At 72.3% G+C, this 14,332-nt stretch carries 9 protein-coding genes; 6 read left to right on the top strand and 3 right to left on the bottom strand.

What is annotated here, in order from left to right:
- Window positions 1–47: 47 nt before the first annotated feature.
- From G3I77_RS04890 to G3I77_RS04880, 3 genes are all read right to left on the bottom strand, one after another.
- Window positions 48–1,511 (bottom strand): glutamate synthase subunit beta, encoded by a 1,464-nt coding sequence (locus tag G3I77_RS04890; RefSeq protein WP_248501299.1) that lies wholly within the window; start codon window positions 1,509–1,511, stop codon window positions 48–50.
- On the bottom strand, window positions 1,504–6,111 hold the full coding sequence (gene gltB / locus G3I77_RS04885; RefSeq protein ID WP_248501298.1) for a glutamate synthase large subunit: 4,608 nt from the start codon (window positions 6,109–6,111) through the stop codon (window positions 1,504–1,506). The genes G3I77_RS04890 and gltB overlap by 8 nt, the downstream gene beginning before the upstream one ends.
- Window positions 6,112–6,495: 384 nt before the next feature.
- The gene (locus G3I77_RS04880) at window positions 6,496–7,227 is read right to left on the bottom strand and encodes a VIT1/CCC1 transporter family protein (protein WP_248501297.1); all 732 of its coding nucleotides are present in this window, start codon (window positions 7,225–7,227) and stop codon (window positions 6,496–6,498) included.
- Between the two features lie 229 nt (window positions 7,228–7,456).
- Between G3I77_RS04880 and G3I77_RS04875 the strand changes: the two genes are divergently transcribed.
- The 6 genes from G3I77_RS04875 to G3I77_RS04850 are packed head-to-tail and all read left to right on the top strand — an operon-like array spanning window position 7,457 to window position 14,275.
- Entirely contained in the window at window positions 7,457–8,506 is a 1,050-nt protein-coding gene (locus tag G3I77_RS04875) for an ADP-ribosylglycohydrolase family protein (RefSeq protein WP_248501296.1), read from the top strand.
- On the top strand, window positions 8,503–9,741 hold the full coding sequence (locus tag G3I77_RS04870; RefSeq protein ID WP_248501295.1) for an ADP-ribosylglycohydrolase family protein: 1,239 nt from the start codon (window positions 8,503–8,505) through the stop codon (window positions 9,739–9,741). Before G3I77_RS04875 ends, G3I77_RS04870 begins: the two co-directional genes overlap by 4 nt.
- A gap of 7 nt (window positions 9,742–9,748) precedes the next feature.
- Complete coding sequence (locus G3I77_RS04865) at window positions 9,749–10,918, top strand: ADP-ribosylglycohydrolase family protein (RefSeq protein WP_248501294.1); 1,170 nt, start codon at window positions 9,749–9,751, stop codon at window positions 10,916–10,918.
- Window positions 10,906–12,267 carry an ADP-ribosylglycohydrolase family protein gene (locus G3I77_RS04860; RefSeq protein ID WP_248501293.1) on the top strand — a complete coding sequence of 454 codons (1,362 nt, stop codon included), beginning with the start codon at window positions 10,906–10,908 and terminating at the stop codon, window positions 12,265–12,267. Before G3I77_RS04865 ends, G3I77_RS04860 begins: the two co-directional genes overlap by 13 nt.
- Complete coding sequence (locus G3I77_RS04855; protein ID WP_248501292.1) at window positions 12,264–13,463, top strand: CaiB/BaiF CoA-transferase family protein; 1,200 nt, start codon at window positions 12,264–12,266, stop codon at window positions 13,461–13,463. The genes G3I77_RS04860 and G3I77_RS04855 overlap by 4 nt, the downstream gene beginning before the upstream one ends.
- Window positions 13,460–14,275, top strand: coding sequence for a CoA ester lyase (locus tag G3I77_RS04850; protein ID WP_248501291.1), 816 nt, complete (start codon window positions 13,460–13,462; stop codon window positions 14,273–14,275). The genes G3I77_RS04855 and G3I77_RS04850 overlap by 4 nt, the downstream gene beginning before the upstream one ends.
- The last annotated feature ends 57 nt before the right edge of the window (window positions 14,276–14,332 follow it).

Raw genomic sequence — 14,332 nt, 5'->3', positions numbered from 1 at the left:
CGTCAGTGTTCCGCACGCCTTTGTGCGGGACGTCTTGTGAGGTGCGGTCAGACCATCAGCGCGCGGTCCGTCGGACGGATCGGCGCCGGCAGCTCGCTCGCACCCGTGAGGGCACGGTCCACGCCGCGTGCCGCCGAGCGGCCCTCCGCGATCGCCCAGACGATGAGCGACTGGCCGCGGCCGGCGTCACCGGCGACGAACACGCCCGGCACGTTGGTCTGGTAGCTGTCGTCACGGGCGATGTTGCCGCGCTCGTCGAGCTCCAGGCCGAACTGCTCCACCAGGCCGTTCTCCCGGTCGGTGCCGGTGAAGCCCATGGCGAGGGTGACCAGCTGCGCGGGGATCTTACGCTCGGAGCCCGGCTTCGGGGTCAGCTTGCCGTCGATGAACTCCACCTCGGTGAGGTGCAGCCACTGGACGTTGCCGTCCTCGTCGCCCTCGAAGTGGGTCGTCGAGACCGCGTAGACGCGCTCGCCGCCCTCCTCGTGGGCCGAGGTGACCTTGTACAGCATGGGGAAGGTCGGCCAGGGCTGGTTGACCGGGTGCCGCTCGTCGCTCGGGCGGGGCATGATCTCCAGCTGCGTGACGGAGGCCGCGCCCTGGCGGTGGGCCGTGCCCACGCAGTCCGCGCCGGTGTCGCCGCCGCCGATGACCACGACGTGCTTGCCCTCGGCCGAGATCGGGGGCGCCACGAAGTCGCCCTCCTGCACCTTGTTGGCCAGCGGCAGGTACTCCATGGCCTGGTAGACGCCCTTGAGCTCACGGCCCGGCACCGGCAGGTCACGGGCCATGGTCGCGCCGACGGCCAGGACGACCGCGTCGTAGCGCTTCTTCAGGTCCGTGGCCTTCAGGTCTCGGCCGATCTCGATGCCGGTGCGGAAGCGGGTGCCCTCCGCGCGCATCTGCTCGATACGGCGGTTGATGTGCCGCTTCTCCATCTTGAACTCGGGGATGCCGTAGCGGAGGAGGCCCCCGATGCGGTCCGCGCGCTCGTAGACGGCGACGGTGTGGCCGGCGCGGGTCAGCTGCTGGGCGGCGGCGAGACCCGCCGGGCCCGAGCCGATGACCGCGACGGTCTTGCCGGACAGGCGCTCCGGGATCTGCGGGGCGACATCCCCGGTCTCCCACGCCTTGTCGATGATCGAGACCTCGACGTTCTTGATGGTGACCGGCGGCTGGTTGATGCCGAGCACACACGCCGACTCGCAGGGAGCGGGGCACAGGCGGCCCGTGAACTCCGGGAAGTTGTTCGTCGCGTGCAGACGCTCCGAGGCGGCCGCCCAGTCCTCGCGGTAGGCGTAGTCGTTCCACTCGGGGATCAGGTTCCCGAGCGGACAGCCGTTGTGGCAGAACGGGATGCCGCAGTCCATGCAGCGGCTGGCCTGCTTGCTGATGATGGGCAGCAGGGAGCCGGGAACGTAGACCTCGTTCCAGTCCTTGACGCGCTCCTCGACGGGGCGGGACTTGGCGAGCTCGCGCCCGTGGTTCAGGAAGCCCTTCGGGTCAGCCATTGATCGCCGCCTCCATCATCTTCTCGTGGGTCTCGGTCTCGGAGAGACCGGCTCGCTCGGCGGCTTCCTTGGCGGCGAGCACTGCCTTGTACGTGCTGGGGATGATCCTGCTGAAGCGCTCGACGGCGGTGTCCCACTCGGCCAGGAGCTTCTCGGCGACGGTCGAGCCCGTCTCCTCCTGGTGGCGGCGGACCACGTCGTGCAGCCACTGCTTGTCGGTGTCGTCCAGCGCCTCGACGGCGTCCAGGTTGCCGACGTTGACGTTGTCGCGGTCCAGGTCGATCACGTACGCGATACCGCCGGACATGCCGGCCGCGAAGTTGCGGCCCGTCTCGCCGAGCACCACCGCGTGGCCGCCGGTCATGTACTCGCAGCCGTGGTCGCCCACACCCTCGGAGACGACCGTCGCGCCGGAGTTGCGGACGCAGAACCGCTCGCCGACCTTGCCGCGCAGGAACATCTCGCCGCCGGTGGCGCCGTAGCCGATGGTGTTGCCGGCGATGACGCTGTACTCGGCGAGGTGGTCGGCCGCGCGGTCCGGGCGGACCACGATCCGGCCGCCGGAGAGGCCCTTGCCGACGTAGTCGTTGGCGTCGCCCTCCAGGCGCAGCGTGACACCGCGCGGCACGAACGCGCCGAAGGACTGGCCGGCGGAGCCGGTGAAGGTGATGTCGACGGTGTCGTCGGGCAGGCCCGCGCCACCGAACTTCTTCGTCACCTCGTGGCCGAGCATGGTGCCGACCGTGCGGTTGATGTTGCGGATCTGCACCTGGGCGCGCACCGGCTGGGCGTCGTTGGCACCGGCCGCGGCGAGCGCGTCGGAGGCCAGCTTGATCAGCTGGTTGTCGAGCGCCTTCTCCAGGCCGTGGTCCTGCGCGATGAGCTGGTGGCGCACCGCGCCCTCGGGCAGCTCGGGCACGTGGAACAGCGGCTCCAGGTCCAGGCCCTGCGCCTTCCAGTGGTCGACGGCACGCGTGACGTCCAGCGTCTCGGCGTGGCCGACGGCCTCCTCGATGGTGCGGAAGCCCAGCTCGGCGAGGATCTCGCGGACCTCTTCGGCGATGTACTGGAAGAAGTTCACGACGTACTCGGCCTTGCCGTTGTACCGCTCGCGCAGGACCGGGTTCTGCGTGGCGATGCCGACCGGGCAGGTGTCCAGGTGGCAGACGCGCATCATGACGCAGCCGGAGACGACGAGCGGGGCGGTCGCGAAACCGAACTCCTCGGCGCCGAGGAGCGCGGCGATGACCACGTCACGGCCGGTCTTCAGCTGGCCGTCGGTCTGGACGACGATGCGGTCGCGCAGGCCGTTGAGCAGCAGGGTCTGCTGGGTCTCGGCGAGGCCGAGCTCCCAGGGACCGCCGGCGTGCTTCAGCGAGGTGAGCGGGGAGGCACCCGTACCACCGTCGTGACCGGAGATGAGCACGACGTCCGCGTGCGCCTTGGAGACACCCGCGGCGACCGTGCCGACGCCGACCTCGGAGACCAGCTTCACGTGAATCCGCGCCTGCGGGTTCGCGTTCTTCAGGTCGTGGATCAGCTGGGCCAGGTCCTCGATGGAGTAGATGTCGTGGTGCGGGGGCGGCGAGATGAGGCCGACGCCGGGCGTCGAGTGCCGCGTCTTGGCGACCCACGGGTAGACCTTGTGGCCGGGCAGCTGGCCGCCCTCGCCGGGCTTGGCGCCCTGGGCCATCTTGATCTGGATGTCGTCGGAGTTGACCAGGTACTCGGAGGTCACACCGAAGCGGCCGGAGGCGACCTGCTTGATGGACGACCGGCGGGCCGGGTCGTACAGCCGCTCCGGGTCCTCGCCGCCCTCACCGGTGTTGGACTTGCCGCCCAGCTGGTTCATGGCGATGGCGAGGGTCTCGTGCGCCTCCTGGGAGATGGAGCCGTACGACATGGCGCCCGTGGAGAACCGCTTGACGATCTCGGAGACCGGCTCGACCTCGTCGATGGAGATCGGCTGACGGTCCGACTTGAAGCCGAAGAGCCCGCGGAGCGTCATCAGCCGCTCGGACTGCTCGTTCACGCGCTCGGTGTACTTCTTGAAGATGTCGTAGCGGCCGGAGCGCGTGGAGTGCTGGAGGCGGAAGACCGTCTCCGGGTCGAACAGGTGCGGCTCGCCCTCGCGGCGCCACTGGTACTCGCCGCCTATCTCCAGCGCGCGGTGCGCCGGGGCGATGCCGGAGGCCGGGTAGGCCTTGGCGTGGCGGGCGGCGACCTCCTTGGCGACGACGTCGATGCCGACACCGCCGATCTTGGTGGCCGTGCCGTTGAAGTACTTCTCGACGAAGGCCTCGTCGAGACCGACGGCCTCGAAGACCTGGGCGCCGCGGTAGGAGGCGACGGTCGAGATGCCCATCTTGGACATGACCTTCAGCACGCCCTTGCCGAGGGCGTAGATGAGGTTGCGGATGGCCTGCTCGGGCTCGATGCCGGGCAGGAAGGTGCCGGCGCGGACCAGGTCCTCGACGGACTCCATCGCCAGGTACGGGTTGACGGCGGCGGCGCCGTAGCCGATGAGCAGGGCGACGTGGTGGACCTCGCGGACGTCTCCGGCCTCGACCAGCAGGCCCACCTGGGTGCGCTGCTTGGTGCGGATGAGGTGGTGGTGGACGGCCGCGGTGAGCAGCAGCGACGGGATCGGCGCGTGCTCGGCGTCCGAGTGACGGTCCGACAGGACGATCAGGCGGGCGCCGTTCTCGATGGCGGCGTCGGCCTCGGTGCAGATCTCGTCGATGCGCGCGGCCAGCGTGTCACCGCCGCCGTGCACCCGGTACAGGCCGGAGAGCGTCGCGGCCTTGAAGCCGGGCATGTCGCCGTCGGCGTTGATGTGGATGAGCTTGGCCAGCTCGTCGTTGTCGATCACCGGGAAGGGCAGCAGGACGCTGCGGCAGGAGGCCGCGCTCGGGTCGAGCAGGTTGCCCTGCGGGCCCAGCGACGAGCGCAGCGAGGTGACCAGTTCCTCGCGGATGGCGTCCAGCGGCGGGTTGGTGACCTGCGCGAACAGCTGGGTGAAGTAGTCGAAGAGCAGGCGCGGGCGGTCCGACAGCGCGGCGATCGGCGAGTCGGTGCCCATCGAGCCGATCGGCTCGGCGCCGGCCTTGGCCATCGGCGCCACGAGGACGCGCAGCTCCTCCTCGGTGTAGCCGAAGGTCTGCTGGCGGCGGGTGACCGAGGCGTGCGTGTGCACGATGTGCTCGCGCTCGGGCAGGTCCTCGAGCTCGATCTCGCCGGCCTCGATCCACTCCGCGTAGGGGTTCTCGGCGGCGAGCTCGGCCTTGATCTCGTCGTCCTCGATGATGCGGTGCTCGGCGGTGTCGACGAGGAACATGCGGCCGGGCTGGAGGCGGCCCTTGCGGACGACCTTGGAGGGGTCGATGTCCAGGACGCCGACCTCGGAGCCGAGGACGACGAGGCCGTCGTCGGTGACCCAGTAGCGGCCGGGACGCAGACCGTTGCGGTCCAGGACCGCGCCGACCTGGGTGCCGTCGGTGAAGGTGACACAAGCCGGGCCGTCCCAGGGCTCCATCATCGTGGAGTGGAACTGGTAGAAGGCGCGCCGGGCCGGGTCCATGGAGTCGTGGTTCTCCCACGCCTCCGGGATCATCATCAGCACGGAGTGCGGCAGCGAGCGGCCACCCAGGTGCAGGAGCTCCAGGACCTCGTCGAAGGAGGCGGAGTCGGAGGCGTCCGGCGTGCAGACCGGGAAGATCCGGTCGATGGCCTTCTCGTCGGAGCCGAACAGGTCCGAGACCAGCTGCGACTCGCGGGCGACCATCCAGTTGCGGTTGCCCTTGACGGTGTTGATCTCACCGTTGTGCGCGACGAAGCGGTAGGGGTGGGCCAGCGGCCACGAGGGGAACGTGTTCGTCGAGAACCGGGAGTGCACGAGCGCGATCGCGGAGGCGAAGCGGCGGTCGGACAGGTCCGGGAAGAAGGGCTCCAGCTGGCCGGTGGTCAGCATGCCCTTGTAGACGATGGTCCGCGCGGACAACGAGGGGAAGTACACGCCGGCCTCGCGCTCGGCGCGCTTGCGCAGCACGAAGGCCTTGCGGTCGAGGGCGATGCCCGTGGCGGGCGTCGCGGCGGCGTCGCCGACGAAGATCTGGCGGAAGACCGGCATGGTCGACCGGGCGGTGGCACCCAGCAGCTGGGGAGCGACCGGCACCTCGCGCCAGCCGAGGACGGTCAGGCCCTCGTCGGCGGCGATCGTCTCGATCTGCGAGACGGCGTCGGCGGTGGAGTCCTCCGGAAGGAAGGCGATGCCGACGGCGTAGGAACCGGCGTCGGGCAGTTCGAATCCGGCCACGTCACGGAAGAAGGCGTCCGGCACCTGCGACAGGATGCCGGCGCCGTCGCCGGAGTCGGGCTCGGAGCCGGTGGCGCCGCGGTGCTCGAGGTTGCGCAGGACGGTCAGAGCCTGCTCGACCAGGGTGTGGGACGCCTCGCCGGTGAGGGTGGCGACGAAGCCGACGCCGCAGGCGTCGTGCTCGTTGCGGGGGTCGTACATACCCTGCGCAGCAGGGCGAGCATCCATGAAGGACCAGTTCTGGCCATTCGCGGAATGCTGGGACGGCTGGCGCGGCGTACGCATCGGCTCTCCCGTCGTCGTCTGTGGCATATGCAAAAAGTGCCGAGGGACGACGTTGGCCCTCGCGTGATCGCAAAATTTCGTGCAGGTTACATGATGGAGCGGTTCTCGGGAACCGGGATAATCCGTTCCAGCATGCGGACACTGCGGGTTCGCGGCGGGGGTACCGCGCCAGCAGCGGAAGCTATGGAGGGACCGCACGAAACGATCGGGTCAGATCGGTTCTCGTCGGCCCGGGGAGCGGGACAGGCGTCTTCACCCACCCCGCTGGGGGTGCGCGGCGAGCGTCGTTGCCCGCAGCGCTTACGGCTCATGCCCGGTGATTGCGCATTCGAAACCAGTGAGTAACGGCTACCTATGCAGTCCCGTGCATAAGTCCGAGCCGCGCTATCCTACGGCCGTTCCGAACAAGGTGCCCAGGGCGTACGTCACACCGGCCGCCGCGCCTCCCAGGACCAGCTGCCGCAGCCCGCTGTACCACCAGGTGCGCGCCGTCACCTTGGCCACCAGCGCACCGCACAGGAAGAGCCCGAGCAGCGCCAGCATCACGGCCGGCCACATGCTGCCGGCGCCCAGCAGATAGGGCAGGACGGGAATCAGCGCGCCGAGCGCGAAGGAGCCGAAACTCGACACCGCGGCCACGGTCGGCGAGGGCAGATCGCCGGGGTCGATGCCCAGCTCCTCCCGGGCATGGATCTCCAGCGCCTGCTCGGGATCCCGCGACAGCTGCCGGGCCACCTCGCGGGCCAGTCGCGGCTCGACGCCCCTCGACTCGTAGAGCGCGGCGAGCTCGGCCTCCTCGTCCTTGGGGTGCTTGCGCAGCTGACGCCGCTCCACGTCCAGCTCGGCCTCGACGAGCTCACGCTGCGAGGCGACGGAGGTGTACTCGCCGGCGGCCATGGAGAAGGCACCGGCGGCCAGGCCCGCGAGCCCGCTGAGGACCACGGTCTGCTGGCCGACCGCTCCGCCCGCGACACCGGTCATCAGGGCGAGGTTGGAGACGAGGCCGTCCATCGCACCGAACACCGCGGGGCGCAGCCAGCCGCCGTTCACATCCCGGTGCGTGTGATTGTCCCGGTGCGCCTCGTGCAGCGTCGCCTCGGTCTCGATGATGGCCATGAAAGGAACCCCGCTCCCCGTCTGTCCGACCCGCGTTTTGGACGCGTTCCAGAGTTTTACAGCAACAAAACTACGCCTCGCATTCCGACCTCGCCAGCAAGGAAAGGCTGCGCTAACCTGCGGGTTTACCGTTTCGCGCTCACATGATCATCAGTCCGCGCAGATGTCGACCGGGTGATGCTGGGGCTCGCGAGGCTCGGCGGAGTCACCGGAGTGGGACACATGCCGTATGGCATCGATCGCCTGCATCCCCTCCGTCCCGGCGCCCGGGGACGCCACCGAACTCCGCGCACGGGCACGGGGCGCACTGCTGGGCCTGGCCGTCGGTGACGCCCTCGGGGCCCCGGCCGAGAACCTGAAGCCCTCCGAGATCCGCGCCCGGTGGGGCCGGATCACCGGGTACGTCGCCGAGAACCCGGCGGGCACGGACGACACCGAGTACGCGATCTTCTCCGGCCTCCTGCTGGCCCGGCACGGCTCCGCACTCACCCCCGCCCACGTGGAGGCGGCCTGGCACGAGTGGATCGCCGACCGCGACGAGGGCCCCTTCCGGGGCGCCGGGTTCAGCGAACGCGGCACCCTGGAGAACCTGCGCCGGGGCCTGGCCGCCCCGATCTCCGCGCAGCACCGGCACGCCTGGAGCGACGGCCTGGCCATGCGCGCGGCCCCTTTCGGGGTGTTCGCGGCGGGCCGCCCGGCGGAGGCGGCACGGCTGGTGGCGATCGACGGCTCGGTGAGCCACGACGGCGAGGGCATCTACGGCGGCCAGGCGGTGGCGGCCGGCGTCGCGGCGGCGATGGCCGGCGCCCCGTCGGTCGCGGTCGTGGCCGCGGCCCTCGCGGTGGTCCCCGACGACTCCTGGACGGCCCGCAGCCTGCGCCGCGCGGTGACCGTCGCCCACCGCGGCGAACGCGCGGTCCGCTCCGCGGTCGTCATCGGCGGCTACCCCTGGACCGACCTGGCCCCCGAGGCGGTCGCCCTCGCCTTCGGCGCGTACGCGGCGGCCGACGGCGACTTCGAGCAGTCCGTCCTGACAGCGGTGAACATGGGCCGCGACGCGGACACGACGGCGGCGGTGGCGGGAGCGCTGGCGGGTGCGACGCGGGGGGTGTCGGCGATCCCGGCGGCGTGGGCCACGGCCATCACCCCGGCCCGCGGGTCATGCCTCCCGGCGATGGCGGGCTACCACGTCCTGGACGTGGCGGACCTGCTGACACCTGCGGGGCCCGGCTCGACGGACTTCATCCTGGGGGGCGACGGACCGGAGGCCCCCGCATGACGACCCACGCACCCGCGGCCGCCGACGGCGAACGCGCCCCACGGGAGACCATGACCTCTCGGGTGACAGTTACGGGCGGTGCGCGGGCGGGAGACAAAAGGGCCGAAGGCGAAGCCGAGGCCAAGAGAAGGACCGAAGGCCTCCTGCTCGGGCTCGCCGCCGGCGACGCCGCCGGCTGGCCCGCCGCCCGCCACCGAGCCGCCCGGATGCCCGACTGGACCCGCCGCCTCACCCGCGAACTGGACACCTTCGCCGAGCACAACGCGACGACCACCCTCCCCGTCCCCATCGCCCTGAACCAGCCCCCCGAACCCCTGCGCCTCGGCCCCTCCGACGACGCCGAGTGGGCGGCCTTCGCCGCGGAAGCCCTCCTGCGCGCCGGCGACGACTCCGCCCTGGGCGACCTCAGCCGGGAACGCCGCACCCGGGCCGCGATCGACCTCACCTGGAACGCCATCGCCGGCGAGGTCGCCGCGGCAGCACAACGCGCCCCCGAGATCGAGTCCGCCGTCCTGCCCCTGCGGGCCCGCATCTCCGTACGTGCCGGCCTCGGCAACCTCGCCACCGGCCTGCGCCCGCCCGCCACCGGCCACGACAACCCGCACTACTTCGACGACGCCGCCTGCGTACGCGCCTGCGTCCTGGCCGTGGCCCACCCAGGGGACCCCCGCAGCGCCGCCGACCTCGCCGAGTTCGACGCCCGCTACACCCAGGACGGCGACGGCGTCCACGGCGCCCGCGCCATGGCGGCCGCGCTCGCCCTCGCCCTGGCCGGCGCCCACGTCGACGCCTGCGTCACGGCGGCCCTGGCCGAACTCCCCGAGGAGACGGAGATCGGCCGCAACGCCCGGCACGCCCTGCGGCTCGCCGCCGACGCCGGCAGCGCCTTCGCCCTGGTCCCGCCCCTGGAGCACCAGATCGTCGACCACGTCTACAGCTACGGCATCGCCGCCGCCGAGACGGTCCCGGTCGCCCTCGCCCTGGCCACCGCCGCCCGCGGCCGCGTCGCGGAGGCGATCCCCGCGGCGGCCTGCCTGTCCCGCGTCGCGGACTCCGCCCCCGCCCTGGTGGGCGCCCTGACCGGCGCCGTGGGAGGCGGCGCGTCGATCCCCGAGTCCTGGCGGGAGACCTGCCGCACCCTCTCCGGCTGTGTCCTCCCCCGTCTCACCGGCACCGACCTCGTCGAACTCGCCGGGCTCCTGGAAGCCGTACAACCGACCCGCCCGGGTGGATGATGCGGCCATGCAGCCCAAACCACACCAAAACGCCCCCCTGGACGAGCGGATCACCGGCGCCCTGGTCGGGGCCGCGGTCGGCGACGCGCTCGGCGGCCCCGTCGAGGGCTACTCGCCCGAGCAGATCCTCGAACGCCACGGCGGCCGCGTCCACGGCATCGTCGGCCCCTGGCACGGCGACGACTGGCGCACGGCCCGCCCTCTCGCCCCGTACCACAAGGGCGACGGCCACGTCACCGACGACACCTTGATGACGCACGCCCTGGTCCGCGTCTACGCCCGGGTCCGCGACCACCTCGACGCCTACGCGATCGCCGACCACCTGGTCCCGGACCTGATGACCGAGCCGCGCTGGATCCCGGAACTGGAGTCCGAGGCCCTCCCCCTCCAGCGGATCTTCCTGGCGGAGAAGTGGCTGGCGACGAGGATCCACTACGGCCATGCCGACCCGCGCGAGGCCGGCACCGGCAACATCGTCAACTGCGGTGCGGCGATGTACATGGCCCCGGTCGGCCTGGTCAACGCGGCCGGCCCGCGGGCGGCGTACGCCGAGGCCCTCGACATCGCCGGCGCACACCAGTCGTCGTACGGCCGCGAGGCGGCGGGCGTCCTGGCCGCGGCGGTGGCTGCGGCGTGCACCCCCGGCGCGACCCCGGACTCGGTCGTCTCGACGTGCCTCTCCCTCGCGAAGGACGGCACCCGGGCCTCGATCGAGCGGGTCTGCGAGGAGGCGTCCCGCCACCCGGACTTCGAGTCGGCACTCGGCCCGTTGCGCGAGGCGGTGACCCCCTACGACACGGTGGGACCCGACTACCGCGCCCCTTCGCTCGGCGCCCGCCGCCCTTCGCGCCTGCACGCGATCGAGGAACTGCCCATCGCGCTGGGCATGTTGCTCGTGGCACGGGGCGACTACCGCCACGCGGTCCTCGGCGCGGTGAACTACGGCCGCGACTGCGACTCCATCGCCACGATGGCCGGCGCCCTGGCGGGTGCCCTCGGCTCGCCGGTCCCGGAGGACTGGGCCAAGACGGTCGCGGAGGCCAGCCGCCTGGACCTCTGGGAACCGGCGACCACCCTCACGGCCGTGACCCGCGAGATCTTCGCCCGGGACGTGGCCCGCCGCCGCACCCACGAACACGCCTTCGCGTCCCTCGGAGGCCAGGAATGCTCCGACTGACCTGGGTCCAGCCGGAGGACCTGATCGGCCACGAGCTCCGCCAGGCGGCCCAGGACGGCCGCGAGCCGAAGGCGATCGCAGCCCGCTGGCGAGCGGCAGGCGGCCCGCAGGCTCCGGCCACCGCGGGCGCGTCCCCCACCCCGGCGTCCCGCTACCTCCGCCGACTGGCGGAAGACCTGCTGGACGAACTGGCCGATCTCCCGAGCGCCTTGGCGGACGACGAACCGACCGGCCTGGAGAGGATCAGGTCCGCCTGCCCCGAGTGGCCGGAGCCCGTCGGCACCCCGGTGACCACCCCGCACCACCTCGAAGCCGCCTGGCTCGGTCGAGCCACCGGCTGCCTCCTGGGCAAACCGGTCGAGAAGCTCCCCCTCACAGCCATCCGCCAACTCGCCCGGTCCACCGGCAACTGGCCCCTCACCACGTACTTCACCGCCCGGGGCGTCCCCGAGGACCTCCTCCGGCAGCACCCCTGGAACCGCCGCTCGGCACCCACCTCCCTCGCCGAGAACATCGACGGCATGCCCGAGGACGACGACCTCAACTACCCCCTGCTCAACCTCGTCCTCCTGCAGCGTCACGGCAGAACCTTCACCACCACGGACGTGGCCGGCACCTGGCTCGACGAACTCCCCGCCGGCCGCACGTTCACCGCCGAACGCATCGCCTACCGCAACCTCCTCACCGGCCTGGAACCCCCGCACACCGCCCGCCACCGCAACCCGTTCCGCGAATGGATCGGCGCCCTGATCCGCGCCGACGTCCACGGCTGGACCAACCCCGGTGACCCGCCCGCCGCCGCGGAACAGGCCCACCGCGACGCCACCCTCACCCACACCGCCAACGGCGTCTACGCGGCGATGTTCACGGCGGCCACCATCGCGACCGCCGCGACAGGCGAACACGACGTCCACACCTGCCTGCGCACCGGCCTCACCGTCGTCCCGCCACGCTCCCGCCTCGCCCGAGCCGTCCACCACGCCATCGAACTGGCCCGGGACCACGCCGACTTCGACACGGTCGTCGACGAACTGCACGCCACCCACGCCCCTACCCACCACTGGGTGCACGCCGTCCCCAACACCGCCCTGATCGCCGCCGCCCTCACCCACGCCGACGGCGACTTCTCCGGCTCGATCTGCCGGGCCGTGAGCGGCGGCTGGGACACCGACTCCAACGGCGCGACCGCCGGCAGCATCGCCGGCCTGCTGACCGGAGACCCCGCGGCCCTCCCCGACCGCTGGACGGCCCCCCTGAAGAACCGCCTGTCCACCTCCATCGGCGACTTCAACGGCATCGGCTTCGACACCCTCGCCCACCTCACGCACCGGGAGGCACACCGCCCATGACCGCGCCCACGACCGCGCCCCTCACCGGCCTCCGCGTCCTCGACCTCGCCACCCTCTTCGCCGGTCCGATGGCCGCCACCCTGCTCGGCGACTTCGGCGCCGAGGTCGTCAAGATCGAGCACCCGAGAAAGCCGGACCCCTCCCGCGGCCACGGCCCGTCGAAGGACGGCGTGGGCCTGTGGTGGAAGATGCTCGGCCGCAACAAGCGGACCATGACCCTGGACCTGTCGAAGCCCGGCGGCCGCGCCACCCTGCTGCGCCTGGCCGCCACCACCGACGTGATCATCGAGAACTTCCGCCCCGGCACCCTGGAGAAGTGGGACCTGGGCTGGCCCGAGCTGTCGGCCGTCAACCCCGGCCTGGTGCTGGCCCGCGTCACCGGCTTCGGCCAGTTCGGCCCCTACGCGCACCGCCCCGGCTTCGGCACCCTCGCCGAGGCGATGAGCGGCTTCGCCGCGATCACCGGCGAACCCGACGCGCCCCCGACCCTGCCGCCGTTCGGTCTGGCCGACTCCATCGCGGGCATGACGACGGCGTACGCGGTGATGACGGCGCTCGCCGCCCGCGACCGCACCGGCGAGGGCCAGGTCGTCGACATGGCCCTGATCGAACCGATCCTGGCCGCCCTCGGCCCCCAGCCCCTCTGGTACGACCAGCTCGGACACGTCCAGCCCCGCACCGGCAACCGCTCCCCCAACAACGCCCCGCGCGGCGTCTACCGCACCGCGGACGGCACCTGGGTCGCTGTCTCCACCTCGGCCCAGTCGGTCGCGGAACGCGTGATGCACCTGGTGGGCCGCCCGGAACTGATCGACGAGCCCTGGTTCGCCACGGGCGCCGACCGGGCCCGCCACGCCGACGTCCTGGACGAGGCGGTCGGCGGCTGGATCGCCGCGCGCACCCGCACCGACGTCATGGCCGCCTTCGAGAAGGCAGAGGCGGCGGTGGCCCCGGTCCAGGACGTCCGGGACGTGATGGCGGACCCGCAGTACCAGGCCCTGGACACCATCACCACCGTCGACGACCCCGAACTCGGCCCGCTGCGCATGCAGAACGTCCTCTTCCGGCTCTCCGCCACGCCCGGCGCGATCCGCTGGGCCGGCCGCCCGCACGGCGCGGACACCGAGGAGGTCCTGACCGAGCTGGGCCTGTCCCCGGACGACCTCACCGCACTGCGCGCGGAGGGCGCCCTGTGACGGCGTACCCGCTCACCTGGCTCTACGCCCCGGGCGACCGCCCCAAGGTGGTGGCGAAGGCCCTCACCTGCGGCGCCGACGTCGTCGTCATCGATCTGGAGGACGCGGTCGCCGCCGACCGCAAGGCCTACGCCCGCGCCATCACCGCCGACCTGCTCGAAGACCCGCCGGCCGTCCCGGTCCACGTCCGCGTCAACGCCCTGGAGGGCCCCTGGGGCGAGCAGGACCTCGCGGCCCTGGCCCCGGCTCCCGGGCTGTCCGGCCTCCGCCTCCCCAAGATCACCTCACCCGCCGAGGTCCACCACGTCGCACGCCGAGCCGCCCGGGCCGATCTGTACGCCCTCCTGGAGACGGCCCTCGCCGTGGAACAGGCGTACGCCATCGCCGGCGCCCACCCGAACCTGCGCGGCATCGCACTCGGCGAGGCCGACCTGCGGGCCGACCTCGGCGTGCGCGACGACACGGGCCTCGACTGGCCCCGCTCCCGGGTGGTCGTGGCCGCCAGGGCCGCCGGTCTGCCCCCACCGCCCCAGTCCGTCCACGCCGACACGCGCGACCTGGACGGGCTCGCCGCCTCCTGCGCCCACGGCCGCGCGCTGGGCTTCCTCGGCCGCGCCGCGATCCATCCCCGCCAGCTTCCGGTGATCGAACGCGCCTACCTGCCCACCGGGGCGGAGATCGAGCAGGCGGAGACGGTTCTCAAGGCGGCCGCCACGGAGCAGGGCGCCCAGGCCCTCCCGGACGGCCGTTTCATCGACGCGGCGGTGGTGACGGCGGCCCAGCGCACCCTGTCCCTGGCGCGCCGCCGCTGACACGCCGAGAGCGCCCGGGGGAATCCTCCCGGGCGCTCTCGGCGTGTCACTCAGGGC

Source organism: Streptomyces sp. D2-8 (genome assembly GCF_023184515.1).
Classification (GTDB): Bacteria; Actinomycetota; Actinomycetes; order Streptomycetales; family Streptomycetaceae; genus Streptomyces.
The sequence above is the reverse complement of the archived record's forward strand: the minus strand, read 5'-3'. Positions and strand labels throughout refer to the sequence as shown.

Excerpts from the sequence above, each read along its gene's own strand:
- gltB (WP_248501298.1), bottom strand. The coding sequence starts at position 6,111 with ATGCGTACGCCGCGCCAGCCGTCCCAGCATTCCGCGAATGGCCAGAAC.
- G3I77_RS04860 (WP_248501293.1), top strand. The coding sequence starts at position 10,906 with ATGCTCCGACTGACCTGGGTCCAGCCGGAGGACCTGATCGGCCACGAG.
- G3I77_RS04870 (WP_248501295.1), top strand. The coding sequence starts at position 8,503 with ATGACGACCCACGCACCCGCGGCCGCCGACGGCGAACGCGCCCCACGG.
- G3I77_RS04875 (WP_248501296.1), top strand. The coding sequence starts at position 7,457 with ATGGCATCGATCGCCTGCATCCCCTCCGTCCCGGCGCCCGGGGACGCC.
- G3I77_RS04865 (WP_248501294.1), top strand. The coding sequence starts at position 9,749 with ATGCAGCCCAAACCACACCAAAACGCCCCCCTGGACGAGCGGATCACC.
- G3I77_RS04855 (WP_248501292.1), top strand. The coding sequence starts at position 12,264 with ATGACCGCGCCCACGACCGCGCCCCTCACCGGCCTCCGCGTCCTCGAC.
- G3I77_RS04880 (WP_248501297.1), bottom strand. The coding sequence starts at position 7,227 with ATGGCCATCATCGAGACCGAGGCGACGCTGCACGAGGCGCACCGGGAC.
- G3I77_RS04890 (WP_248501299.1), bottom strand. The coding sequence starts at position 1,511 with ATGGCTGACCCGAAGGGCTTCCTGAACCACGGGCGCGAGCTCGCCAAG.